We start from the raw sequence: 24,688 nt of genomic DNA, 5'->3' as shown, positions 1-24,688 counted from the left end.
ATTAAAAAATTAAAAAATTGATATCACTATACTGTAAGTCGTACCATTCTCCTACAGATTTGTTTGTTAAAATTCCGTGGTACATATATAGTCCGTTGCGTAGTCCTTTGTCAAAACGTAATGCATTTTCCATTCCACCATCTTCACCAATTTTTAAAAGGTAAGGTGTAAAAATGTTACTTATAGATATTGATGACGTTTTAGGGTATCTAGATGGTATATTGGGTACGCAATAGTGTACTACACCGTGTTTTTTAATGGTTGGTTTATTGTGTGTAGTTAATTCTGAGGTTTCAAAACAGCCACCCATATCTATACTAACATCAATAATCACAGCATCCTTTTTCATATTTTCTACCATAGTTTCTGTAACTACAATAGGGGAGCGGTCTTTACCTCTTATTGCGCCAATGGCAACATCACATCTCTTTAGAGATTTTAAAAGGTTTTTTGGTTGTAATGTAGATGTGTAAACGGTTTGTTTTAAGTTGGTTTGTATTTGTCTTAGTTTGGTTATAGAATTATCAAATATTTTAACGTTAGCGCCTAGGCCAATAGCAGATCTTGCAGCAAACTCGCCAACTGTTCCGGCACCAATTATTACAACTTCTACAGGTGGTACACCGCTAATGTTTCCAAACATTAATCCGTTGCCATTATTTGTTGTAGCCATTAATTCTGAAGCAATTAAGACAGATGAAATACCGGCTATTTCACTTAGAGAGCGTACAGCAGGATATTTACCATCTTCATCTTGTATGTATTCAAAAGCAATTGCGGTAATTCGTTTTTTTGCTAATTCTTCAAAATACTTTTTAGATTGTGTTTTAATCTGAAGCGCAGATATAATAGTAGTCTGCGGATTTAACATTTGTATTTCTGAAAGAGTAGGTGGTTCTACTTTTAAAATAAGCGGACAAGAAAATACTTTTTTAGTGTCTTTTGTAACTTCGGCGCCTGCATTGGTATAATCTAAATCAGAAAAATTTGCACCTTCACCAGCCCCAGATTCTATTAAAACCCTATGCCCGTTGCAAGTAAGAGCGTTAACGGCATCTGGAGTTAAGCATATTCTTTTTTCTTGGTACTGATTTTCTTTCAGCATACCAATAAATAATTCACCTTTTTTTCTAAGGATTTCTAGCTTTTCTTCTTGTGGTAGTAATTGATATTTGCTAAATGGCGAAGAAGGCTGATTCATATCCGTTTATATTAATTAAATCTGACCATCAAAATTACAATTTTATTTTTAAAACCATTGGTTAATTTGGTTTTTCTAAACCTTCATTAAAAACTGATTTTACGGTCTGTAGGGTTAATTACCTCTAGCTTAATATTGGTAGCATTTTCTGGTAAAAATGACTCTATTTTTTCAGGCCATTCTATAAATACCCATTTGTTAGCGTAAAAATAATCTTCTATACCAATATCTAAGGCTTCCATTTCGTCTTCAAGTCTATAAAAATCAAAATGATAAGCTAAGGTTTCGTTTTTGTTATTATGATACTCATTTACAATGCCAAAGGTAGGGCTAGAGGTGTCCCCTGCAACACCTAGTTCTTTCATTATGGCTTTAATTAAAGTGGTTTTGCCTGCACCCATTTCTCCATAAAAACATAAGGTTTTAGTAGGAGTGTTTTTAATTATATCCTTAGCAATATCCTGAATTTCTGGTGTAGAAAAAGTTTTATTCATTTTATAAAAAATTACAAGCGTACAAAAGTATTTAGTAGTAAGTTTTAAAACAATTATCTAGGCTCTAAAACAACAAACGGAATAATCATTTCTTCTAATGACACACCGCCATGTTGGTAAGTGTTTCTATAGTAGCTTACATAATGGTTGTAGTTGTTTGGGTAGGCAAAAAATAAATCATTTTTAGCAAAGATAAAAGAGCTGCTCATGTTAATTGTTGGGAGTTGTAAATCTTTTGGATTTTTTGCAGCAAGAACATCTTTATCGTCATAAGACAAGCTTCTTCCTGTCTTGTATCTTAGGTTTAGGCTAGTGTCTTTATCTCCTACAACCTTAGAGGGTTGCTTTACATTTATTGTGCCGTGATCTGTGGTAATTATAAGCTTTTGTCCCATTGCTTGGGCTTGCTGTATTATTTCTAATAAAGGTGAATTTTTAAACCAACTTACAGTTAAAGATCTGTAAGCTTTGTCATTGCTTGCAAGCTCTTTTATTACTTCCATTTCTGTTTTTGCATGTGATAACATATCTACAAAATTGTATACAATTACAGTAAGATTATTATCTTTTTGAGTTTTGTAGTTTTGAGACAATTGTTTGCCCTGCTTTAAACTACTAATTTTGTGGTATTCCCATTTTAAATCTAGTCCAAGCCTTTTTAATTGTGCGCTAAGAAAATCCTCTTCGTATAAATTTTTACCACCCTCGTCAGTATCATTTTTCCACCAGTTTGGATGTTGTTTTTCCATTTCTAAAGGTGTTAATCCAGAAAATATGGCATTACGTGCATATTGTGTAGCGGTTGGTAAAATACTAAAATAAGGTTCTTCTTTTGTTTTTTTATAAAACATATTTACGGTACTTTCAAAAGCTAACCATTGGTCATACCTTAAATTATCTACAACCACAAGCAGGGTGGACTTATCTTTTAGCTCTGGTTTAATTAAGTTTTTAAATAGCGTATGTGATAAAACAGGAGTATTGTCAACTGAAAACCAATTAGGGTAGTTTTTATCTATAAACTTACCAAACTGATTATTAGCCTCAATTTTTTGAGATTCAAGAATTTCAAACATTCCAGTATCTTCAATTTCTTCTAGTTGTAATTCCCAATGTATAAGTTTTTTGTACAACTCTACCCATTCTTCATAGGTATTTACCATTGATAAATCCATTGCAATTTTTCGAAATTCTTGTTGGTAGTTAGATGTTGTTTTTTCTGATATTAATCTAGAGTGGTCTAAACTCTTTTTTAAGCTTAACAATATTTGGTTTGGGTTAACTGGTTTTATAAGGTAATCTGCTATTTTAGAGCCAATTGCTTCTTCCATAATAAGCTCTTCTTCACTTTTTGTAATCATTACAACTGGTAAAGAAGTGTTTGTTTTTTTAATTTCGGAAAGTGTTTCTAAACCGCTAATTCCAGGCATATTTTCATCCAAAAAAACAATGTCCACTTTAGTTTCTTCTAGCTCTTCCAAAGCTTCTCTACCACTTTGGCAAGTTATCACTTGGTAATTTTTCTTTTCTAGAAATATTATGTGTGGTTTAAGTAAATCTATTTCATCATCTACCCAAAGTATTGTTATCTTGTTCATTTAGTGTCTATATTTGTAATTGTAAAGAAAGAAGATTTTGATTATATCTAACAAACTTAAAATATTCAATGATCCAATTTACGGATTTATTGGCATACCAAGCACGCTAATTTTTAATATTATTGCGCACCCTTATTTTCAAAGGCTTCGCAGAATATCACAAACTGGCTTAACATATTTAGTATATCCTGGAGCACAGCACACTAGGTTTCAGCACGCATTGGGTTGTATGCATTTAATGGAGCAAGCTGTACAAATTCTCCGTTTTAAAGGTGTAAAAATATCTAAAAAAGAAGAAGAAGGACTATTATGCGCCATTCTTTTACATGATATTGGTCATGGCCCTTTTTCTCATGCAATGGAGCATACTATTGTAGAGGGTGTGGATCATGAAGCTATATCCTTGGTGTTTATGCAACAGCTTAATAAAGAATTTGATGGTAAGCTAGATACAGCAATAGCTATTTTTAAAAAAGAACACCCTAAAAAGTTTTTAAATGATTTAGTATCTAGTCAATTAGATATGGATAGGCTGGATTATTTAAAAAGAGATAGCTTTTATACAGGTGTAGCGGAAGGTAATATTAATGCAGAACGCCTAATTACAATGCTTAATGTGGTAGATGGTGATTTGGTTGTAGAAGAAAAAGGGATATACTCTGTAGAGAAATTTTTAATGGCTCGTAGGTTTATGTATTGGCAAGTATATTTACATAAAACTGGCTTGGTAGCAGAGCAATTATTAATAAAAACGTTAAAAAGGGCAAAGGAATTAATACATAACGGTAATAATTTACCATGTAGTTCTATTTTATCATTTTTTATAAAAAACAAAATAACTTTAAAAGATTTTAATGCTGATGTAATTGAAAAATTTTCGGAGTTAGATGATATAGATATTATGGCAGCTATTAAAGAGTGGCAGCATAATAGCGATTTTGTTTTAGCTACATTAAGTAGAATGATATTGCATAGAGATTTACTTCATATAAAAATGAAGAAAAAGCCAATATCTGCAATAAAAGTAAAAAAAGAGTTTAATTTATTTAAAGAGAAACACAATTTAACGGATGAAGAAACAGCATACTTTGTGTTTAGTGGAGAAATAAAAAATACGGCTTATATACAGCATATACAACCTATAAAAGTGCTAAAAGAAAATGGAAAAATAATAGATGTTTCAAAAGCATCAGACCAGCTAAATAGCAAAACATTATCTAAAACAGTAACCAAATACTACGCTTGTTATCCTAAAACAGAATAGGTTAATGTAAAAAAAATGTAAAGAAAATTTATAAATATTATAATGGGTTAAAGTTTATAAGCCAGCGTTTTACTTGGTATTATAAAAACACAGCTCAAGTAAAATGTAAACATTTCACTATTTTTCTTACTTTTGTCACCGTTAATTATGGTTTTTGTAAAACCTTAATTTTTAATAATACATAATAAGGATAAAAAAACACCTTACTAAATTAATTAACAACACGTGAAGTTTACAGCTAGTCAAATTGCAAGTATTTTAGAAGGTGAAGTTCAGGGAGATCCTGAAATTACTGTACATACACTTGCTAAAATAGAAGAAGGAAAAGCGGGTTCGCTTACCTTTTTAGCTAATCCTAAATATACACCACATTTATATACAACAAAGGCGTCTATAACTATTGTTAATAAAGATTTTTTACCAGAGAAAGACTTTACAACAACGTTAATAAAAGTAGATGATGCTTATCAATCTTTTACAAAATTGTTAACCTATTATGATCAGGTTAAAAATGATAAAAGTGGTATAGAACAGCCAGTTTATGTAGACGAATCTGCTAGTTATGGAGAAAATGTTTACTTAGGTGCATTTACCTACATTGGTAAAAATGTAACTATAGGTAAAAATGCTAAAATATATCCAAACGTATACATATCAGATAATGTAACCATAGGAGATAATGTATCTTTATTTTCTGGAGCAAAAATATGCTCAGACTCTATAATTGGCAACAACTGCGTAATACATACAGGAGTTATAATTGGTTCTGATGGTTTTGGTTTTTCTCCAAATACCGATGGTACTTTTACAAAAATACCACAAATAGGTAATGTAATTTTAGAAGATAATGTAGATGTTGGAGCTGGTACTACTATAGACCGGGCAACAATGGGATCTACAATTATACGAAAAGGGGTTAAATTAGATAACCAAATACAAATTGCACATAACGTAGAAATTGGTGAAAATACTGTAATTGCTGCTCAAACAGGAATTGCAGGGTCTACTAAAATTGGAAAAAATTGTATGATAGGTGGCCAAGTAGGTATTGTAGGTCATATTTCTATAGGAGATAATGTACGCATACAAGCACAGTCTGGCATAGGTAAAAACATTAAAGATAACGAGGTTTTACAAGGCTCACCTGCTATGAATTATGGAGATTTTAATAAGTCTTACGTTCATTTTAAAAACTTACCAAAAATAGTGAAAGGAATAAATAACATTGAAAAAAAGTTTGATGGCAAATAAACCCAATGCAAAACAGAGAACTATAGCTAAAGAAGCTACGCTTACAGGTGTAGGTTTACACACAGGTGAAAAAGTTACAATGAAGTTTTTACCTGCTCCAGAAAACCACGGTTATGCTTTTAAACGTATAGATTTAGAAGGGGAACCTATAATAGAGGCCGATGCTAATTTTGTAGAAAACACACAGCGTGGTACTAATTTAGAAAAGAAAGGTGTTAAAATACAAACACCAGAACATGTATTAGCTGCACTAGTAGGTTTAGAGATAGACAATGTTTTAATAGAGTTAAACTCTCCAGAGTTACCAATAATGGATGGCTCATCAAAGTTTTTTGTTGAGGCTTTAGAAAATGCAGGTGTAGTAGAGCAAGAAAAAGAAAGAGAAGAATACATTGTAAAGGATGTTATCTCTTATAAAGACGAAGCTACTGGTAGTGAAATTACTATTATACCATCTGATGATTACCAAATAACAACTATGGTAGACTTTGGTACCAAGGTTTTGGGTACACAAAATGCTACTTTGTTAAAATTATCAGATTTTAAAGAAGAAATTTCTAATGCAAGAACGTTTAGCTTTTTACATGAGTTAGAAATGTTATTAGAACACGGACTTATTAAAGGAGGTGATTTAAATAATGCCATAGTTTATGTAGATAAAGAAATATCTGATGAAACAATGAAAAAGCTTGAAAAAGCTTTTGGGAAAGAGAAATTATCTGTTAAGCCTAATGGAATATTAGATAATTTAACATTACACCAGCCTAATGAGGCTGCACGTCATAAACTATTAGATGTTATTGGAGATTTAGCTTTAACAGGTATTAGAATACGTGGTAAGGTTATAGCTAACAAGCCAGGGCATTTTGTAAATACACAATTTGCAAAAAAATTAGCTAAAATAATTAAGTTAGAAAAAAGAAACAGTGTACCTAAATATGATTTGAGTTTACCTCCTTTAATGGATATTCATCAAATTATGGATATGTTACCACACAGACCTCCATTTTTGTTGATAGACAGAGTGTTAGAACTTTCTGATAATCATGTAGTGGGGATGAAAAATGTTACAATGAATGAGCCATTCTTTGTAGGTCATTTTCCAGGAGCACCTGTTATGCCAGGAGTTTTACAAGTAGAAGCAATGGCACAAACAGGAGGTATTTTAGTTTTAAGTACTGTACCAGATCCAGAAAATTACTTAACTTTTTTTATGAAGATTGACAAAGTTAAGTTTAAACAAAAGGTTTTACCAGGAGATACATTAATATTTCACTGTAGCCTTATAACACCAATACGCAGAGGAATATGTCATATGCAAGCGTATGCTTATGCAAATGATAAATTAGTTTGTGAAGCCGAAATGATGGCACAAATAGCAAAAAAACAATAGAATGAATCAACCTTTAGCGTATATACACCCAGGTGCTAAAATCGCAAAAAATGTTGTTGTAGAACCTTTTACAACAATACATAATAATGTAGTAATAGGCGAGGGAACCTGGATAGGTTCTAACGTAACTATTATGGAAGGCGCAAGAATAGGTAAAAATTGCAACATTTTTCCTGGAGCCATAATATCTGCAACTCCACAAGATTTAAAATATGCAGGTGAAGAAACTATTGTAGAGATAGGAGATAACACCACTATAAGAGAATGTGCTACTATAAACAGAGGTACATCGGACAGGCAAAAAACCAAAATTGGAAAAAATTGTTTAATAATGGCGTATTGTCATGTTGCTCATGATTGTTTTGTGGGAGATAATTGTATTTTTTCTAACAATTCTACCTTAGCAGGTCACGTAACTGTAGGAGATAATGTAGTTTTGGCAGGCTTAGTAGCTGTTCACCAGTTTGTATCTATAGGTAACCACGCTTTTGTTACAGGTGGTTCTTTAGTACGTAAAGATGTGCCACCTTATGTAAAAGCTGCCAGAGAACCATTATCTTATGTAGGTATAAACTCTGTAGGTTTGCGTAGAAGAGGTATTTCTTCAGAAAAAATTAGAGAAGTACAGAATATTTACCGAATATTATATCAGAAAAATTATAACAATAGTCAGGCTGTAGAAATTATTGAAGCAGAAATGGAAGCAACTCCAGAGCGCGACGAAATTCTTCAGTTTATTAGAGATTCTCAAAGAGGAATTATGAAAGGCTATTTTAGTTCAAATTAAATAAAAGTATGGCATCAACATCAGACATTAGAAAAGGATTGTGTATAAGATACAATCATGATATTTTTAAAATTGTAGAATTTTTACACGTAAAACCTGGTAAAGGACCAGCTTTTGTAAGAACAAAATTAAAAAGTGTAACCACAGGTAAGGTTATTGATAATACGTTTTCTGCAGGCCATAAGATTGATGATGTGCGTGTAGAAACACGTTCTTATCAGTTTTTGTATGCAGAAGGTACTACGTATCATTTTATGAATACAGATGATTATAATCAAATTACATTAGAAGAAAATAGTTTAGATGCTCCAGGTTTGTTAAAAGAAGGAGAAGTAGTTACTATTTTATTTAATACAGAAGATAGTTTACCTTTATCTGTTGATATGCCTGCTAGTGTTATTTTAGAAGTTACATATACAGAACCAGGAGTAAAGGGTAATACAGCAACAAACGCTACTAAGCCGGCAAAAGTAGAAACAGGAGCAGAAGTTAACGTTCCTCTTTTTATAAATGAAGGAGATAAAATAAAAGTAGATACAGAAAAAGGCTCTTATATGGAGCGTGTAAAAGAGTAAGTCTTTAATTTTTCTGTAAAATATAAACATTAGGTATAATAAACATTTGAAATTTCCTATTCCACATACTTTAAAGCAAATTGCAGCTATTATAAACTGTAAATATGTTGGTGATGATAGTTTTTCTGTTTTAGGAATGAACGAGATTCACGTAGTTACCAAAGGTGATATTGTTTTTGTAGATCACCCAAAGTACTATGACAAGGCTTTACAATCTAAAGCTACTATTATTTTAATAAATAAGGAGGTAGCTTGTCCTGAGGGTAAGGCTTTGTTACTATCAGACGATCCTTTTAGAGATTTTAATAAGCTTACAACGTATTTTAAGCCTTTTTTAAAATCGGTTTCTACGGTTTCAGAAACAGCAAAAATAGGGGAGAATACGGTAATACAGCCCAATGCCTTTGTAGGTAATAATGTTGTTATTGGTAAAAATTGTGTAATTCATTCCAATGTTTCAATTTATGATAACTGTGTTTTAGGTGATAATGTAACTATACATGCAGGATCTGTTTTAGGTGCAGATGCATTTTATTACAAAAACAGACCAGAAGGTTTTGATAAATTACTATCTGGCGGAAGAGTTGTAATAGAGGATAATGTAGATATAGGAGCACTTTGTACAATAGATAAGGGTGTCACAGGAGACACAACTATTGGTCAAGGTTCTAAATTAGACAACCAAGTACATGTTGGTCATGATACTGTAATTGGTAAAAAATGTTTAATTGCATCGCAAACAGGTATTGCCGGTTGTGTTATTATAGAAGATGAAGTTACACTTTGGGGTCAAGTTGGTACAACAAGTGGTATTACAATTGGTAAAAAAGCAGTTGTAATGGGGCAAACAGGTGTTACAAAGTCTATTGTAGGTGGCAAAAGTTATTTTGGTACTCCAATTGAAGAATCCAGAGAAAAACTGAGACAATTGGCTAACGTTAAAAAAATACCATCTATTTTACAAAATATTAAAAATAAATAAACAAAGAATACTTTAATAATCGCCAACAAAGCTATATTTTTGTGAAGCGAAAAAAATAACAAACGATATAATGAGTGTTTTAGTAAATAAAGATTCCAAAATAATTGTACAAGGGTTTACAGGTAGTGAAGGTACTTTTCACGCTGAACAAATGATTGAATACGGAACCAACGTTGTTGGTGGTGTAACACCAGGTAAAGGTGGTCAAGAGCATTTAGGAAGACCAGTTTTTAACACAGTTTTAGAAGCTGTTGAAAAAGTAGGTGCAGATACAACTATTATTTTTGTACCGCCAGCATTTGCTGCCGATGCAATTATGGAAGCTGCTAACGCTGGTATCAAAGTAATTATTACTATTACAGAGGGTATCCCTGTTGCTGACATGGTTAAAGCTTCAGATTATATTAAAGATAAAGATTGTCGTTTAATAGGTCCTAACTGTCCAGGTGTTATTACTCCAGGAGAAGCTAAAGTAGGTATTATGCCTGGTTTTGTATTTAAAAGTGGTACTGTAGGTATTGTTTCTAAGTCAGGTACATTAACGTATGAGGCTGCAGACCAAGTTGTACGTCAAGGTTTAGGTATTACTACAGCAATTGGTATTGGTGGTGATCCAATTATTGGAACAACGACTAAAGAAGCTGTAGAACTTTTAATTAACGATCCTGCTACGGAATGTGTAGTTATGATTGGTGAAATAGGAGGACAATTAGAGGCTGATGCTGCTAAGTGGTATAAAGAAAGTGGTAGTAAAAAACCAATTGTTGGTTTTATAGCTGGTGAAACTGCTCCTGCTGGTAGAACAATGGGTCATGCAGGTGCTATAGTTGGTGGTAGTGATGATACTGCACAAGCTAAAAAAGCAATTATGAAAGATTGTGGTATTCACGTTGTAGATTCTCCTGCTGAAATAGGTAAAAAAGTAAAAGAAGTTATGGGTTAATCCTTTAATCTTTATTACATATATAAAAGCGTTTACAAAATTAGTAAACGCTTTTTTTGTGCTTTAAATTAATGTACATTAGTTGTATTAACCACAACCAATTTTGTTATGAAAAATTTGTTTTTACAAGAAGATTTAAACTTTACAAAAAAAAGATTAGCTAAATTAAATCCGCAAACAAAGGCCCTATGGGGGAAAATGGAAATTTCTCAAATGTTAGCTCATTGTAATGTAGCCTACGAAATGACGTTTGAAGATAAACACCCAAAACCAAATTCTTTTAAAAAGTTTTTATTAAAAACATTTGTAAAAAATGCAGTTGTAGGTCCTAAACCGTATAAGAAAAATAGTAGAACTGCACCAGAATTTATAATTACAGAGAGTAAAAATTTTGAAGAAGAAAAAAATAGATTATTATCATATTTAGATAAAACTCAAAAACTAGGAGAAACATATTTTAATAATAAAGAGTCACATTCATTTGGAAAACTATCTAGTAAGGAATGGAATATGATGTTTTCTAAACATTTAGATCATCACTTAACGCAGTTTGGAGTATAAAATAGTGTGTTTTTTTACATTCATAAATAATAGTTGTAAAGATTTATAATATCAATATTAAAAAAAAGAAGTATACCTTTTAAAGGTCTAAAACATACGCTATATTTGACTTGCAACAACGCAAAATTTTATTAGATGAAATTGTTAGAAGGAAAAAACGTAATTATTACTGGTGCTAGTAGAGGTATTGGTATGGGAATAGCAAAGGTGTTTGCAGATAATGGCGCAAATGTAGCCTTTACATACAGCTCTAGTGAAGCTCCTGCCTTAGAATTAGAAAAAGAGTTAACGGCTAAAGGCGTAAAAGCTAAAGCATATAAAAGTAACGCGGCAAGTTTTTCGCAAGCAGAAGAATTGGTAGCAAACGTATTAGAAGATTTTGGTGGTATAGATGTGTTAATTAACAACGCAGGTATTACTAAAGATAATTTGTTAATGCGTATGGGAGAAGATGATTTTGATGCTGTAATTGAAATTAACTTAAAATCTGTTTTTAACATGACAAAAGCAGTACAACGTACTTTTTTAAAGCAACGTAAGGGTTCTATTGTAAATATGAGTAGTGTTGTTGGTGTTAAAGGTAATGCAGGACAAACTAATTATGCAGCATCTAAAGCCGGAATGATTGGTTTTACAAAGTCTGTTGCATTAGAGTTAGGTTCTAGAAACATTAGATGTAATGCAATTGCACCTGGCTTTATAGAAACTGAAATGACAGATAAGTTAGATGAAAAAGTTGTTCAAGGATGGAGAGACGGAATTCCTTTAAAAAGAGGAGGATCTCCTGATGATGTAGCAAACGCATGTTTGTTTTTTGCATCAGATATGTCTGCTTACGTTACTGGCCAAGTACTTAATGTAGATGGCGGAATGTTAACTTAATAGAATACTAAATTTTATATTGAAAAACAGAGACATTTAATACATGCAAATTACAACTGTACTGTGGGTAATTTTAGCAGCAATATTTTCGCTGCTTATAGTCCTGTTTCAAAACTATTACAAAACTAAAAGGAGAGGCAAACTTATTGTTTTACTCTCCTTTTTACGTTTTTTTGGTGTTTTTGGAGTGTTATTAATGCTTATTAATCCAAAAATTACCAAAACTACCTATACTGTAGAGAAAACTAGACTTGTTATTTTAACAGATAATTCTGCGTCTATAAAAAATAGTAAATCAACGCAAAAAGTAACAGATTTTCTTAAAAACCTTACTAATGATAGTGAAGTAAATGATAAATTTACAATAGACTCATACACCTTTGGATACAATTTAAATACAATAAAAGATTCTGTGACATTTACAGAGCAAAACACAAATATTGGTGAGGCTTTGCAAGCAACTTCAGAAATTTACCGCAATATCAATACTGCTATTGTATTATTAACTGATGGTAATCAAACGCTAGGAGAAGATTATGAGTTTTTATCATTAAACAATAAAACACCAATTTACCCGGTAGTTGTAGGTGATACAACAACATATACAGACATTAAAATAGACCAGGTAAATAAAAATAACTTTGCTTTTTTAAATAACAAATACCCTGTAGAAGTGAATGCTTCCTATACAGGAAAAACACCCGTAACTAAACTAATAACTATTAAAGAAAATGGTAAAACTGTATTTACAAAAAATGTGACTTTTAGCGCATTAGAAAACAGTAAAACCATAACAGCTAATATAGATGCTAAGACTATTGGTGTAAAAAAGCTTAAGGTAGCTATAGGAGAATTAACCAATGAGAAAAATACAAAAAACAATACAAAGACAGTTGCATTAGAGGTAATAGATGAAAAAACAAATATAGCTATAGTATCTGCTATAGAACATCCAGATTTAGGAACTCTTAAAAAAGCAATAGAAAGTAATGAACAACGTAATGTAACAATTTTAGCGCCCAAAAGCGATAAGAATTTGTGGCAAAACACTGATGTTTTTATTTTTTATCAGCCCAATAGTTCTTTTAAAAATGCAATAGATTATGCTACTAACTCTAACAAAAATTCGTTTTACATAACAGGTTTGCAAACAGATTGGGATTTTTTAAATACTGTGCAAAACACTTACATTTTTGAAGATGGTTTTCCTGCGCAAGAAGTATTTCCCAAGCTAAATTCGTCTTTTTCTAAGTTTGATGTTTCTGAGTTTTTAACTACCAATTTTCCTCCTTTACAGAGTAATGTTAGTCCTGTTTTTCCGCAAGACGAAAGCTTAACAATATTAAAAACAACAATAAGAGGCGTTACAATAGAATCTCCTTTATTGGCTGTTTCGGAGTTTGATAAAACAAAACAGGCTTTTTTATTTGGAGAAGATATATGGAAATGGAGAATGCAAACCTTTAGAAATGAAAAAGATTTTAAGTCTTTTGATGAATTTATAGGTAAAATAATATTGTATTTAGCTTCTAGCAATTCTAAAAATAGCTTTACGTTAGATTATAAGCAAGTGTATTTAGGTAGTAGAGAGGCAGTTATTAATGCATCAGTTTTTGATGATGCTTTTGAGTTTAATGCAAATGCTACAGTAGTTTTAAAAATAAAGAATAAAGAAAAATCTATTTACAAAGAAATTCCAATGCTTTTAAATGGATTTACTTATAAAGCTGACTTAAGTAGTTTGCCTGCCGGTGATTATACATTTACAGCTACGGTATTACATACTAAAAACACAAAATCTGGTATGTTTACCATCTTAAATTACAATGCAGAGCAACAATTTACATCTAGCAATTATAAAAAGTTGCAAAGGGTTGCTAACAGCACAAACACAAACCTATTTTACGTTAATAATGTAAATGGTTTAAAACAAGATCTGCTAAGTAAACAAACCCTAAAACCTACACAAAGGAGCAAGGAAAATATTGTATCTTTGGTAGAATTTAAATTTCTACTAGGCTTTATTTTATTGGTGTTTATAATAGAATGGTTTCTTAGAAAATACAACGGATTAACTTAAAAACTACTATGGAAAGATTACCAAAAATTGCATTACCAGTATTATTTGTTATTATATTAATTATAGTTATTATATCTAAATCTGCTGTTACAATAGACTCTGGTCACGCGGGTGTTTTATATGAGACATTAGGAGAGGGCGTAGTTACAGATGAACCACCAATGGGAGAAGGATTTCATGTTGTTGCACCTTGGAATAAAGTTTATATTTATGAAATACGCCAACAAGAGGTTTTAGAAAAAATGAATGTACTTTCTAGTAATGGTTTAGATATAAAACTAGAAGCTTCAGCTTGGTTTCAGCCAAAACGTAATGAATTAGGAAAGTTACACCAAGAAAAAGGTGAGGATTATATACAAAGAGTTTTACTACCTACTATTAGATCTGCAGCTCGTTCTGTTGTTGGTCGCTATACTCCAGAGCAGTTATATTCTAGTAAAAGAGATGCCATACAACAAGAAATTTTTGATGAAACAAAGAAAATTGTTGATGGAGAATACATACAACTAAATGAAATTTTAGTGCGTGATGTAACATTGCCGCCAACAATTAAAGATGCCATAGAGCGTAAATTAAAACAAGAACAAGAATCTTTAGAATATGAATTTAGATTAGTTACAGCTAAAAAAGAGGCAGAAAAAGTAACTATTGAAGCACAAGGTAAAGCAAATGCAAACAAAATATTAAGTGCATCGTTAACAGATAAAATTTTGCAAGACAAAGGTATAGATGCTACTATAAAATTGTCTGAATCTCCAAACGCTAAAGTAATTGTAATTGGTAGTGGAGACTCTGGTTTACCATTAATTTTAGGAAACCAATAAATTTACAATCATTTGTTAAGAAATTATCAAGAGTCAACTAAAATTTAAAAATCTCTTTTTTATAAAAGAAATAAGTTTTACTTTTACAGCATAATGAGAAATAAAAACACACATCATCATCACTTTACACCTTGCTATCAAGCGAGCTAGAAGTGTTTTGCCGTGTTTAAACATATATCTAACCCGTTTGAGAAATCAAGCGGGTTTTTTGTTTTTATCCATTTTGATTTCTTAAACACATACTAAAAAAAGAATGACTAAAATTAGAATTGCAATTCAGAAAAGCGGACGTTTAAATGAAGATTCCATAGCTATTTTAAAAGATTGTGGAATATCAATAGACAATGGTAAAGATCAGCTAAAAGCATCTTCAAGAAATTTCCCTATGGAAGTTTTTTACCTTAGAAATGGTGATATTCCTCAGTACTTGAGAGACGGAGTAGTAGATATTGCTATAATAGGAGAAAATGTGTTAATAGAAAAAGGAGAAGACATTACATTTTCAGAAAGATTAGGATTTTCTAAATGTAAAGTATCGTTAGCAGTACCTAAATCTTTTAAATATACATCTGTACAAGATTTTCAGGGTAAACGTATTGCAACATCATACCCAAATACAGTAAAAAACTATTTAGCATCTAAAGGTGTTACGGCAGATTTACACATTATTAATGGTTCCGTAGAAATTGCACCAAATATTGGTTTGGCAGACGGTATTTGTGATATTGTATCTAGTGGTAGTACATTATTTAAAAATAACCTTAAAGAGGTAGAAGTAATGTTAACCAGTGAAGCTGTTTTAGCTGTTTCACCAAAAATTACAGAAGAACGTAAAGAGATATTAGCTCAATTAGAATTTAGAATAGAATCTGTTTTAAGAGCTAGACAATCTAAATATGTGCTGTTAAATGCACCAAATGAAAAATTAGATACAATTATATCATTATTACCAGGAATGCGTAGCCCTACTGTGTTGCCATTAGCGGAAGAAGGGTGGAGTTCTGTACATACAGTTATAAATAAAGATAAGTTCTGGGAAGTAATTCAGGAATTGAAAAATGAAGGTGCAGAAGGCATTTTGGTTTGTCCAATTGAAAAAATGGTATTGTAATGAATAAGATTAATAATCCAGCTGTTGCAAATTGGAGACAAGTTTTAGAGAGGCCAACACAGACTGTAGCAGATATTGAAGACACTGTGGTTTCTGTTTTTAATGAGGTTAGAACTGATGGTGATACAGCTGTAAATAAGTATACTTCTAAGTTTGATGGTGTTTCTTTACAATCTACAATTGTTAGTAACGAAGAATTGGTTGAATCAGAAGAATTAGTATCAGAAGAACTAAAAAAAGCAATACAATTAGCAAAAAGCAATATTGAAGCTTTTCATACAGCACAAAAAACTGAAAAAATTACAGTACAAACAGCAAACGGAGTAAATTGTTGGCAAGAAAAAAGACCTATTCAAAAAGTAGGTTTATATATTCCGGGTGGTACAGCACCGCTATTTTCTACAATACTAATGTTAGCAATTCCAGCTAACATAGCTGGTTGTAAAGAAATTGTATTGTGCTCTCCGCCTAATAAAGAGGGAAAAATAAATCCCGCTATTTTGTATGCAGCAAATTTATGCGGTGTAACTAAAATATATAAAGTTGGTGGTATACAAGCTATTGCAGCTATGACGTTTGGTACACAAACAATACCACAAGTATATAAAATATTTGGTCCAGGTAACCAATTTGTTACCGTAGCTAAACAAATAGCAACCAAATATGGTGTAGCTATAGATATGCCAGCAGGACCTAGTGAATTGTTAGTGTTAGCAGATAATACGGCAAATGCAGCATTTGTAGCATCAGACTTATTAAGTCAGGCAGAACACGGTACAGATAGTCAAGTAATATTGGTATCTACATCAAAAAAGATGATTACCGATGTAGAAACTGAGTTAGAACAGCAATTAGCAGTTTTACCACGTGTAGAAATAGCAACTAAGGCCATAGCAAATAGCAAGCTGATATATATAGAAACATTAGAAACAGCAATGCAATTAATTAATGAGTATGCTCCAGAGCACTTTATTGTTTGTGTACAAAATGAGGACTATGTATTAAACACAATTGAAAATGCTGGGTCTGTATTTATTGGTAATTATACGCCAGAGAGTGCAGGTGATTATGCCTCGGGAACTAATCACACTTTACCAACAAACGGTTATGCAAAACAATACAGTGGTGTAAATTTAGATAGTTTTACTAAGAGTATTACGTTTCAAAAAATATCTGAACAAGGTATACAAGAAATAGGTGAAGCTATAGAGTTAATGGCAGATGCAGAAGGCTTACAAGCTCACAAAAATGCAGTTACATTACGTTTAAAGAGTTTAAAATAATGAAAGATTTTAACTTAGATAAATTAACTAGAGAGAATGTAAAAGGACTTAGTCCGTATTCTTCAGCTAGAGATGAATATGTTTCTGATGGTACTGAAATGATTTTTTTAGATGCAAATGAAAATCCATACCAAAACGGTGTAAATAGATATCCAGATCCACAACAACGTAGTTTAAAATCTATTTTAGCAGAACAAAAAGGTATAAAGTCAGAAAACTTGCTTTTAGGTAATGGTAGTGATGAAGTTTTAGACTTAATATATAGAGCATTTTGTGAGCCAAAAGAAGATAATATTATAACCTTACCACCAACTTACGGTATGTACAAGGTATTATCTGCTATTAACAACATAGAGAATAGAGAGGTGTTACTTACAACCAATTTTGAGCCTAATGTTGATGAAATTTTAAGTACAGCAGATAAAAACAGTAAAATTTTATTTTTATGTTCACCAAACAATCCAACTGGTAATAGTTTCGCTACAGAAAAAATGCATCAGTTATTAGAAAATTTTAAAGGTTTGGTAGTTGTAGATGAAGCTTATATCGATTTTTCATCACAAGAAAGTTGGGTTTCTCAGTTAAATAATTACCCTAATTTAATAGTAACACAAACACTGTCTAAAGCGTATGGGTTAGCAGGTGTAAGATTGGGAATTTGTATTGCATCAAAGGAAATTATAACAGTTTTAAATAAAATAAAACCACCTTATAACGTAAACGAATTAACACAACAACGAGCAAAAGAGCGTGTTTTAGATGTAGATACTGTAAAGCAGGAAGTTTCTGAAATAATGACAGAAAAAGACATTTTATCTAAAGTATTACTTGAAGTAAATTTTGTAGAAAAAGTTTATACGTCTGATGCTAATTTTATTTTAGTAAAAGTAGATGATGCTACAAAAAGGTACAATCAATTACTAGATAAAGGTATTGTAATACGCAACAGAACCACGCAGCCATTATGTAAAAATACATTACGTTTTACTGTAGGTACTAGAGAAGAAAACAACACATTAATAAGCGCACTAAACCAAATTAATAACTAACCGTAATTCTTTTTTAAAAATTGAATTATAACGAACTATTGAAGATGAAAAAAGTATTATTTATAGATAGAGACGGAACCATAATTAAAGAAACCGTAGATGAGCAAATAGATGCATTTGAAAAAATGGTTTTTTACCCTAAAGCATTTACTTTTTTGGGTAAAATTGCAAAAGAACTAGATTATGAGTTGGTAATGATTACCAATCAAGATGGCTTAGGTACAGATGTTTTTCCTGAAGATACATTTTGGCCAGTACACAACTTTATTTTAAAGTCTTTTGAGAACGAAGGTGTAGTTTTTGATAAGGTGTTTTTAGATAGAACTTTTCCTCACGAAAATGCCAATACTCGTAAACCTGGAACAGGCTTATTAACCGAATATTTTTCTGCAGAATATGATTTAGCAAATTCTTTTGTTATTGGCGACAGATTAACAGATATAGAACTTGCTAAAAACCTAGGTTCTAAAGGTATTTTTATTAATGATGAAACCAATCTTGGTACTGGAGAAATTACAGTAAAAAGAGAAGAATTAAACGATGTTATAGCCTTAGAAAGCAACGACTGGGAGAAAATATACGAGTTCTTAAAACTAAAAGATAGAGTTTCTGAAGTTACACGTAAAACAAATGAAACCGATATTTACATTAATGTAAATTTAGATGGTACGGGTAAAAGCGATATAAAAACAGGATTGTCTTTCTTTGATCATATGTTAGACCAATTGGCTCGTCACGGTCAAATGGATTTAGAAATTAAGGTAAACGGTGATTTAGAGGTTGATGAGCATCACACTATAGAAGATACAGCTATTGCATTAGGAGAAGTGTTTGCTAAGGCTTTAGGAACAAAACTTGGCATAGAACGTTATGGTTTTTGTTTGCCAATGGATGATTGTTTAGCACAAGTAGCAATTGATTTTGGAGGTAGAAACTGGTTGGTATGGGAAGCCGATTTTAAACGAGAAATGGTGGGCGATATGCCTACAGAAATGTTTTTACACTTTTTTAAATCATTTTCAGATGGAGCAAAAGCTAACTTAAATGTTAAAGCAGAAGGTGTAAATGAACATCATAAAATTGAAGCTATTTTTAAAGCATTTGCAAAGGCTATAAAAATGGCGGTAAAAAGAGATGTAGAAAAAATGGTTTTACCTAGTACAAAGGGAATGCTGTAAATAGTGATAATACTTAAAGTTTAAAATGAAAATAGTAATTATAAATTACGGAGCAGGAAATATACAGAGCATTAAGTTTGCTATAAAACGACTTGGTTTTGAGGCTGTCTTAACAGATGACGTAAATGAAATTTTAGCTGCGGATAAAGTTATTTTTCCTGGTGTAGGTGAGGCTAGTAGTGCAATGAGTAAGTTACGTGCTAGTGGTTTAGATACTTTAATCCCTACATTAAAACAACCTGTTTTGGGTATTTGTTTGGGTATGCAGTTAATGTGCAACGCATCTGAAGAAGGAGAAACAAAAGGCTTGGGGATTTTTAATGTTGATGTTGTAAAGTTTTCAAACAAGGTAAAAGTGCCACAAATTGGATGGAATGAGATATCAAACTTAACAACAAATCTTTTTAATAAAGTAAAAGAAAAATCTCATATTTATATGGTTCATAGTTTTTATGCTCCAGTTACTAACGAAACCATTGCAAAATCTAATTATGATGTAGATTACAGTGCAGCATTACAAAAAAATAATTTTTATGGAACTCAATTTCACCCAGAAAAGAGCAGTGAAGTAGGAGAGCAGATTTTAAGAAATTTTCTTGAAATGTAGAAGTTTAATTAAGTCTTAAGTAAGTGTTTCTATTCCTTTAAATATAAAGGCTTACTATTATAAATTAGTATTAAAAACTTAAGACTTTGTTCTTAAAATTTAATACTTTCTTTTAAAAAAACAAAAATGAGAATAATACCAGCAATAGATATTATAGATGGCAAATGTGTACGCTTGTCTAAAGGAGATTACAACACAAAAAAAATATATAACGAAAATCCTTTAGAAGTTGCTAAAGAGTTTGAGGCTCACGGTATAGAGTATTTACATTTAGTAGATTTAGACGGAGCAAAGTCTAAACACATTGTAAATCACAAAGTTTTAGAGGAAATAGCGTCTAAAACAAGCCTAAAAATAGATTTTGGTGGCGGATTAAAGTCGGACGATGATTTACGAATAGCTTTTGAAAGTGGTGCTAACCAAATAACTGGTGGTAGTATTGCTGTTAAAGATAGAGAAGTGTTTTCTTCTTGGCTTGAAAAATTTGGTGCAGATAAAATTATTTTAGGAGCAGATGCCAAGGATGAAAAAGTAGCTGTTTCTGGTTGGTTAGAAGAGTCTAAAGAAGAATTAGTGCCATTTATACAAGCATATCAAAAACAAGGGGTATGCTATGTTATTTGCACAGATATTAGTAAAGATGGTATGTTAGAAGGACCTTCTTTTAATTTGTATTCTAAAATTTTGCAATCATCAGAAAAAGGTTTAAAACTTATAGCAAGTGGAGGAATTTCTACTTTTGATGAGCTACCCAAACTAGCCGAAATTGGTTGTGAAGGAACTATAATAGGTAAAGCTATTTATGAAAATAGAATTTCTATGAAGCAATTAGAAGATTTTATATTAAATAAATAAAAATTTAGATTAGAGAGTACAGGAAAATAGAAGTCTATTTCTTTTCTCTTTATATGATCCATAAATAATATGTTAACAAAAAGAATAATTCCTTGCTTAGATATTAAAAACGGACGCACCGTAAAGGGAGTCAATTTTGTAGATTTGCGAGATGCTGGCGACCCAGTAGAATTGGCAGAAATTTATGCACAAACAGGAGCAGACGAACTTGTTTTTTTAGATATATCTGCAACAGAAGAACGTAGAAAAACATTAGCAGACTTAGTATTACGAGTTGCAGAAAAAGTTAATATTCCTTTTACTGTTGGTGGTGGTATTTCATCTATAGAAGACGTAGATATATTACTTCAAAATGGTGCAGATAAAGTATCTATAAATTCATCTGCAGTTAAAAACCCACAATTAATAAACGACTTAGCAGCCAAATTTGGATCGCAGTGTGTGGTTGTTGCCATAGATGCTAAAAATATAGATGGCAACTGGGTTGTTCATTTGGTTGGTGGTAAAGTACCTACAGAATTAAACTTGTTTGATTGGGCAAAAGAAGTTGAAAAAAGAGGAGCAGGAGAAATTTTGTTTACGTCTATGGACAATGACGGTACCAAAGATGGTTTTGCTAATGAAGCTTTAGCTAAATTATCAACCGAGCTAAATATTCCAATTATAGCTTCAGGTGGCGCAGGTTCTATTCAGCATTTTACAGATACTTTTAAAGATGGTAAAGCAGATGCAGCATTGGCAGCAAGCGTTTTTCATTTTAAAGAAATAGAAATTAGAGATTTGAAAGAAGAATTAAAAACTAACGGTATACCGGTTAGATTATAATACTATATAAAATGACAATAGATTTTACAAAAAGTACAGATGGTTTAGTACCTGCAATAGTACAAGACGCTGCTACTAAAACAGTTTTAATGCTTGGTTATATGAACCAAGAAGCGGTAGATAAAACTAACCAAACAAAAAAGGTAACGTTTTATAGTAGAAGTAAAAACCGTTTATGGACAAAAGGTGAAGAAAGTGGTAACTTTTTGAATTTAGTAGCTATGAAGGTTGATTGTGATAATGACTCATTACTTATTACTGTAAACCCAGTAGGGCCAACTTGCCACACTGGTACAGATACGTGTTGGAAAGAAGAAAACAATAATAGCTATGGTTTTTTAACGGAACTAGAAGCAATTATAACAGACCGCAAAGATAACCCAGACAATAAGGACAGCTATGTTGCATCTCTTTACAGAAAAGGAATTAACAAAGTTGCCCAAAAAGTTGGTGAAGAAGCTGTTGAAGTAGTAATAGAAGCAAAAGATAATGACGACCACTTGTTTAAAGAAGAAAGTGCAGATCTATTGTTTCATTATTTAATTTTGTTACAAGCAAAAGGCTTTAAATTAAACGATATTGTTACCGTACTTAAAAACAGACATTAGTGCACAGGTAATGTAAAACTAAAGGTGCTGCCTTCTTTAGGTTTGCTAAGTACAGTTATAGTGGTGTCATGCATTTCCATTATTTTCTTTACTATGGCTAAACCTAAGCCAGCACCTCTTTTCTTTTCAGACTTGTCTAGCTGCTTGTATCTGTCAAAAATATAAGGTTGCTCATTAATTGGTATTCCGGCACCAGTATCTGTAATATTAATTTCTACTTTTTTAGCTTGTTTTTTAATAGCTAGTGTTACTTTTCCGTTTGGTTCTGTATATTTAATAGCGTTTTCTAAAAGATTTTGTAAAGCACGTTCTACCATACTAACATCTGCATACACAAAGTTGTTTTCATTAGAAGCATCCATATGTAAGGTAATTTGCTTTTGTTCTGCTATTACTTTAAATTTTTCTATTAAGTCATAGGATAGCTCCGTTATAGAAAATGGTTCTTTTACTGGGGTAACTTGTTCGGACTCTAATTTAGAATACTCAAATAATTGATTTATTAAGTTTGATAAACGGTCTATATTATTATGGGTAATTTGTAAATATTCATCTTTTTGCTCTTCTGTAAGTGTATCTTTTTTAATTTGGAGCGTTTCAACATAGCCCTTTAATATGGCTAGTGGTGTTCTTAAATCATGAGATACATTTGCTATTAACTCTCTACGTAATGTATCTACAGATTGTATTTTATCAATATTACTAACAATAGTATCTGCCATATCATTAAAAGAGTTAGCAAAGACTTCAATATCAGACTTTTCTGGGTTTTTTATACGCGCAGTACGGTCTCCTTCCTGAAATTTATTTACAGTACTAATCATTACTCGTAAGTTTTTAGTTAAAAACCAAATACTTAACAATCCTAATAATGCTGCAAATAACATAGTTAGCAGGGTAGCGCCAATACCCAACTTCATAAAATATTGAGATAGCAGGCTATTACTTATCGCTTCAAATTCTTGTCCAGCTAAAATTATATAAATGTATCCTTCTTTATCTCCGCTCTTGTAAGGAGCAGCAGAAAATATTTTTTTCTCTTCAGTATTTCTAGGATCGTCACCTAAAATATACTTTTGTCCGTCTGTTTTAATAAACTCTTTTATTGGGGCAAGAGAAACGTGTTTTATAGGTTCGTTAGCATCATGTTTTAAAACAACAGAATAAAGTACAGAACCTGCATTGTCTAGTAAATACACTTCTATACTACGGTTAACCGCCATCATGTCATGCATTAAATCTCCAAACAAGGGCTTATTTACGCTCCCATCTTCTAAAAAAGGAGATGCATTCTGAAATTTTTCCTCTATTAAGTGGTTTGCAACCTTTGCATTAACTTTTTGTGTTGTGGCTTCATTGTATTTATTAGCAAAATACCCGGTTATTAGTATATAACAAGCACCCATTAATAATATAATAAAAATAAAGGCTAGCCATAATTTTTTTATAAGCTTGGTTCCTAATACTTTTTTTGATGCTCCCATAATTAAATTTCTTCGTTAAATTTATAACCAACTCCCCAACTAGTAAGTATATACTTTGGTTGTGCCATATTAGATTCTATTTTTGCGCGTAGTCTGTTAATATGTGAATTTACAGTGTGTTCATATCCCTCAAAATTATAACCCCAAATTATATTAAGTAATTCTGTCCTAGAATAGTTTCTACCAGGGTTAGAGGCCATTAATACTAAGAGCTCAAACTCTTTTGGAGATAAGTCTATTTTTTGTTTATTAAGCAATACCTTACGTTTATCTATATCAATATATAAACCATCAAAAGATAAGGTACTAGAGTTGTTTTCTTCAATTTTAGGAGTATCAGATCTACGTAAAACAGCCTTTATACGTGCTAAAAGTTCTCTGATACTAAAAGGTTTGGTTAAATAGTCATCTGCGCCAATTTCTAAACCTAACACACGATCTATTTCTTCAGATTTGGCAGTGAGCATTATAACTGGTGTATTTTTTTTGGCTCTTAATTTTTTACAAACCTCAATTCCGTCCATTATTGGTAGGGTTAGGTCTAATAAAATAAGGTCATAGTCGTTTTCTAAAGCTAAACTTAAACCAGTTTCACCGTCCATAGCTTTAGTTGTGGTATACACCATATCTGTTAAATGTATTTCCAGTAATTGTATAATTTCTGGATCGTCTTCTATAATAAGTATCTGTTTCATAATATGGATGCAAAAAAGTTAATATATATCACAAAGCTATCACAAAGTCAAAAAGTTTAATTTGTTAATGAAATTAAGGCTTTTGAAGCATTTATAGTAATAAAAGGTAGAAGTTATCACAAATACCTTACAAAATTGGATGTAAAGTTTACTTTTTT

General features: G+C 31.6%; 24 protein-coding genes. 19 read left to right on the top strand and 5 right to left on the bottom strand.

Annotated features, from left to right (window positions below):
* Position 1: 1 nt before the first annotated feature.
* The 3 genes from BFJ87_RS02945 to porX all read right to left on the bottom strand — a co-directional run bounded on the left by BFJ87_RS02945 (position 2) and on the right by porX (position 3,293).
* Positions 2 to 1,201 carry an alanine dehydrogenase gene (locus tag BFJ87_RS02945; RefSeq protein WP_077399704.1) on the bottom strand — a complete coding sequence of 400 codons (1,200 nt, stop codon included), beginning with the start codon at positions 1,199 to 1,201 and terminating at the stop codon, positions 2 to 4.
* Between the two features lie 86 nt (positions 1,202 to 1,287).
* Positions 1,288 to 1,695: a tRNA (adenosine(37)-N6)-threonylcarbamoyltransferase complex ATPase subunit type 1 TsaE gene (tsaE, locus tag BFJ87_RS02940; RefSeq protein WP_077399701.1), complete on the bottom strand. Its 408-nt coding sequence runs from the start codon at positions 1,693 to 1,695 to the stop codon at positions 1,288 to 1,290.
* A 53-nt stretch (positions 1,696 to 1,748) separates the two neighbouring features.
* On the bottom strand, positions 1,749 to 3,293 hold the full coding sequence (gene porX / locus BFJ87_RS02935; protein WP_077399698.1) for a T9SS response regulator signal transducer PorX: 1,545 nt from the start codon (positions 3,291 to 3,293) through the stop codon (positions 1,749 to 1,751).
* 37 nt (positions 3,294 to 3,330) lie between these two features.
* On the opposite strand from porX, the gene BFJ87_RS02930 reads away from it, so the two are divergent.
* The 19 genes from BFJ87_RS02930 (at position 3,331) to hisIE (ending at position 22,351) form a co-directional block, all read left to right on the top strand.
* Positions 3,331 to 4,557, top strand: coding sequence for an HD domain-containing protein (locus tag BFJ87_RS02930; RefSeq protein ID WP_077399695.1), 1,227 nt, complete (start codon positions 3,331 to 3,333; stop codon positions 4,555 to 4,557).
* 225 nt (positions 4,558 to 4,782) lie between these two features.
* Entirely contained in the window at positions 4,783 to 5,808 is a 1,026-nt protein-coding gene (lpxD, locus tag BFJ87_RS02925; protein ID WP_077399692.1) for a UDP-3-O-(3-hydroxymyristoyl)glucosamine N-acyltransferase, read from the top strand.
* Positions 5,798 to 7,201, top strand: coding sequence for a bifunctional UDP-3-O-[3-hydroxymyristoyl] N-acetylglucosamine deacetylase/3-hydroxyacyl-ACP dehydratase (locus BFJ87_RS02920; protein WP_077399689.1), 1,404 nt, complete (start codon positions 5,798 to 5,800; stop codon positions 7,199 to 7,201). The genes lpxD and BFJ87_RS02920 overlap by 11 nt, the downstream gene beginning before the upstream one ends.
* A 1-nt stretch (position 7,202) precedes the next feature.
* Complete coding sequence (gene lpxA / locus BFJ87_RS02915; protein WP_013622527.1) at positions 7,203 to 7,988, top strand: acyl-ACP--UDP-N-acetylglucosamine O-acyltransferase; 786 nt, start codon at positions 7,203 to 7,205, stop codon at positions 7,986 to 7,988.
* An 8-nt stretch (positions 7,989 to 7,996) separates the two neighbouring features.
* The gene (gene efp, locus BFJ87_RS02910; protein WP_077399686.1) at positions 7,997 to 8,563 is read left to right on the top strand and encodes an elongation factor P; all 567 of its coding nucleotides are present in this window, start codon (positions 7,997 to 7,999) and stop codon (positions 8,561 to 8,563) included.
* Positions 8,564 to 8,609: 46 nt separating this feature from the next.
* Complete coding sequence (locus BFJ87_RS02905) at positions 8,610 to 9,545, top strand: UDP-3-O-(3-hydroxymyristoyl)glucosamine N-acyltransferase (RefSeq protein ID WP_077399683.1); 936 nt, start codon at positions 8,610 to 8,612, stop codon at positions 9,543 to 9,545.
* Positions 9,546 to 9,615: 70 nt separating this feature from the next.
* Entirely contained in the window at positions 9,616 to 10,488 is an 873-nt protein-coding gene (sucD, locus tag BFJ87_RS02900; RefSeq protein WP_077399679.1) for a succinate--CoA ligase subunit alpha, read from the top strand.
* A 108-nt stretch (positions 10,489 to 10,596) separates the two neighbouring features.
* Positions 10,597 to 11,049 (top strand): DUF1569 domain-containing protein, encoded by a 453-nt coding sequence (locus BFJ87_RS02895; protein WP_077399677.1) that lies wholly within the window; start codon positions 10,597 to 10,599, stop codon positions 11,047 to 11,049.
* 135 nt (positions 11,050 to 11,184) lie between these two features.
* Positions 11,185 to 11,931, top strand: a complete 747-nt coding sequence (fabG, locus tag BFJ87_RS02890) for a 3-oxoacyl-[acyl-carrier-protein] reductase (protein ID WP_077399674.1) — start codon at positions 11,185 to 11,187, stop codon at positions 11,929 to 11,931.
* 43 nt (positions 11,932 to 11,974) lie between these two features.
* Positions 11,975 to 14,011 carry a vWA domain-containing protein gene (locus BFJ87_RS02885; RefSeq protein ID WP_077399671.1) on the top strand — a complete coding sequence of 679 codons (2,037 nt, stop codon included), beginning with the start codon at positions 11,975 to 11,977 and terminating at the stop codon, positions 14,009 to 14,011.
* 8 nt (positions 14,012 to 14,019) lie between these two features.
* Positions 14,020 to 14,835, top strand: a complete 816-nt coding sequence (locus BFJ87_RS02880) for a prohibitin family protein (RefSeq protein ID WP_077399668.1) — start codon at positions 14,020 to 14,022, stop codon at positions 14,833 to 14,835.
* A gap of 253 nt (positions 14,836 to 15,088) precedes the next feature.
* Positions 15,089 to 15,946: an ATP phosphoribosyltransferase gene (gene hisG, locus BFJ87_RS02875; protein ID WP_077399665.1), complete on the top strand. Its 858-nt coding sequence runs from the start codon at positions 15,089 to 15,091 to the stop codon at positions 15,944 to 15,946.
* Complete coding sequence (hisD, locus tag BFJ87_RS02870) at positions 15,946 to 17,229, top strand: histidinol dehydrogenase (protein ID WP_077399662.1); 1,284 nt, start codon at positions 15,946 to 15,948, stop codon at positions 17,227 to 17,229. Before hisG ends, hisD begins: the two co-directional genes overlap by 1 nt.
* Positions 17,229 to 18,278 carry a histidinol-phosphate transaminase gene (gene hisC / locus BFJ87_RS02865; RefSeq protein ID WP_077399659.1) on the top strand — a complete coding sequence of 350 codons (1,050 nt, stop codon included), beginning with the start codon at positions 17,229 to 17,231 and terminating at the stop codon, positions 18,276 to 18,278. The genes hisD and hisC overlap by 1 nt, the downstream gene beginning before the upstream one ends.
* Before the next feature lie 44 nt (positions 18,279 to 18,322).
* On the top strand, positions 18,323 to 19,456 hold the full coding sequence (hisB, locus tag BFJ87_RS02860; RefSeq protein WP_077399656.1) for a bifunctional histidinol-phosphatase/imidazoleglycerol-phosphate dehydratase HisB: 1,134 nt from the start codon (positions 18,323 to 18,325) through the stop codon (positions 19,454 to 19,456).
* Positions 19,457 to 19,481: 25 nt separating this feature from the next.
* Positions 19,482 to 20,063 (top strand): imidazole glycerol phosphate synthase subunit HisH, encoded by a 582-nt coding sequence (gene hisH / locus BFJ87_RS02855; RefSeq protein ID WP_077399654.1) that lies wholly within the window; start codon positions 19,482 to 19,484, stop codon positions 20,061 to 20,063.
* 126 nt (positions 20,064 to 20,189) lie between these two features.
* On the top strand, positions 20,190 to 20,918 hold the full coding sequence (gene hisA / locus BFJ87_RS02850; protein WP_077399651.1) for a 1-(5-phosphoribosyl)-5-[(5-phosphoribosylamino)methylideneamino]imidazole-4-carboxamide isomerase: 729 nt from the start codon (positions 20,190 to 20,192) through the stop codon (positions 20,916 to 20,918).
* Between the two features lie 69 nt (positions 20,919 to 20,987).
* Entirely contained in the window at positions 20,988 to 21,743 is a 756-nt protein-coding gene (gene hisF, locus BFJ87_RS02845) for an imidazole glycerol phosphate synthase subunit HisF (RefSeq protein ID WP_077399648.1), read from the top strand.
* Between the two features lie 11 nt (positions 21,744 to 21,754).
* A complete protein-coding gene (gene hisIE / locus BFJ87_RS02840) occupies positions 21,755 to 22,351 on the top strand; it encodes a bifunctional phosphoribosyl-AMP cyclohydrolase/phosphoribosyl-ATP diphosphatase HisIE (RefSeq protein WP_077399645.1) in 597 nt (198 codons plus the stop codon).
* Here hisIE and BFJ87_RS02835 read toward each other — a convergent pair.
* Positions 22,348 to 23,835, bottom strand: a complete 1,488-nt coding sequence (locus BFJ87_RS02835; protein ID WP_077399642.1) for a sensor histidine kinase — start codon at positions 23,833 to 23,835, stop codon at positions 22,348 to 22,350. The two genes, hisIE and BFJ87_RS02835, sit on opposite strands and share 4 nt — an antisense overlap.
* Before the next feature lie 2 nt (positions 23,836 to 23,837).
* Positions 23,838 to 24,530, bottom strand: a complete 693-nt coding sequence (locus BFJ87_RS02830; RefSeq protein WP_077399639.1) for a response regulator transcription factor — start codon at positions 24,528 to 24,530, stop codon at positions 23,838 to 23,840.
* Between the last annotated feature and the right edge of the window lie 158 nt (positions 24,531 to 24,688).

Origin of the sequence: Cellulophaga omnivescoria, assembly GCF_001999725.1 — a bacterium.
GTDB lineage: Bacteria > Bacteroidota > Bacteroidia > Flavobacteriales > Flavobacteriaceae > Cellulophaga > Cellulophaga omnivescoria.
Note: the sequence above shows the minus strand (reverse complement) of the source record. Positions and strands in the feature narration are given on the sequence as shown.

Coding starts and splice junctions, on each gene's coding strand:
- BFJ87_RS02945 (WP_077399704.1), bottom strand. CDS start 1,201: ATGAATCAGCCTTCTTCGCCATTTAGCAAATATCAATTACTACCACAA.
- tsaE (WP_077399701.1), bottom strand. CDS start 1,695: ATGAATAAAACTTTTTCTACACCAGAAATTCAGGATATTGCTAAGGAT.
- porX (WP_077399698.1), bottom strand. CDS start 3,293: ATGAACAAGATAACAATACTTTGGGTAGATGATGAAATAGATTTACTT.
- BFJ87_RS02920 (WP_077399689.1), top strand. CDS start 5,798: ATGGCAAATAAACCCAATGCAAAACAGAGAACTATAGCTAAAGAAGCT.
- lpxA (WP_013622527.1), top strand. CDS start 7,203: ATGAATCAACCTTTAGCGTATATACACCCAGGTGCTAAAATCGCAAAA.
- efp (WP_077399686.1), top strand. CDS start 7,997: ATGGCATCAACATCAGACATTAGAAAAGGATTGTGTATAAGATACAAT.
- sucD (WP_077399679.1), top strand. CDS start 9,616: ATGAGTGTTTTAGTAAATAAAGATTCCAAAATAATTGTACAAGGGTTT.
- BFJ87_RS02895 (WP_077399677.1), top strand. CDS start 10,597: ATGAAAAATTTGTTTTTACAAGAAGATTTAAACTTTACAAAAAAAAGA.
- fabG (WP_077399674.1), top strand. CDS start 11,185: ATGAAATTGTTAGAAGGAAAAAACGTAATTATTACTGGTGCTAGTAGA.
- BFJ87_RS02885 (WP_077399671.1), top strand. CDS start 11,975: ATGCAAATTACAACTGTACTGTGGGTAATTTTAGCAGCAATATTTTCG.
- BFJ87_RS02880 (WP_077399668.1), top strand. CDS start 14,020: ATGGAAAGATTACCAAAAATTGCATTACCAGTATTATTTGTTATTATA.
- hisG (WP_077399665.1), top strand. CDS start 15,089: ATGACTAAAATTAGAATTGCAATTCAGAAAAGCGGACGTTTAAATGAA.
- hisD (WP_077399662.1), top strand. CDS start 15,946: ATGAATAAGATTAATAATCCAGCTGTTGCAAATTGGAGACAAGTTTTA.
- hisC (WP_077399659.1), top strand. CDS start 17,229: ATGAAAGATTTTAACTTAGATAAATTAACTAGAGAGAATGTAAAAGGA.
- hisB (WP_077399656.1), top strand. CDS start 18,323: ATGAAAAAAGTATTATTTATAGATAGAGACGGAACCATAATTAAAGAA.
- hisH (WP_077399654.1), top strand. CDS start 19,482: ATGAAAATAGTAATTATAAATTACGGAGCAGGAAATATACAGAGCATT.
- hisA (WP_077399651.1), top strand. CDS start 20,190: ATGAGAATAATACCAGCAATAGATATTATAGATGGCAAATGTGTACGC.
- hisF (WP_077399648.1), top strand. CDS start 20,988: ATGTTAACAAAAAGAATAATTCCTTGCTTAGATATTAAAAACGGACGC.
- hisIE (WP_077399645.1), top strand. CDS start 21,755: ATGACAATAGATTTTACAAAAAGTACAGATGGTTTAGTACCTGCAATA.
- BFJ87_RS02835 (WP_077399642.1), bottom strand. CDS start 23,835: ATGGGAGCATCAAAAAAAGTATTAGGAACCAAGCTTATAAAAAAATTA.
- BFJ87_RS02830 (WP_077399639.1), bottom strand. CDS start 24,530: ATGAAACAGATACTTATTATAGAAGACGATCCAGAAATTATACAATTA.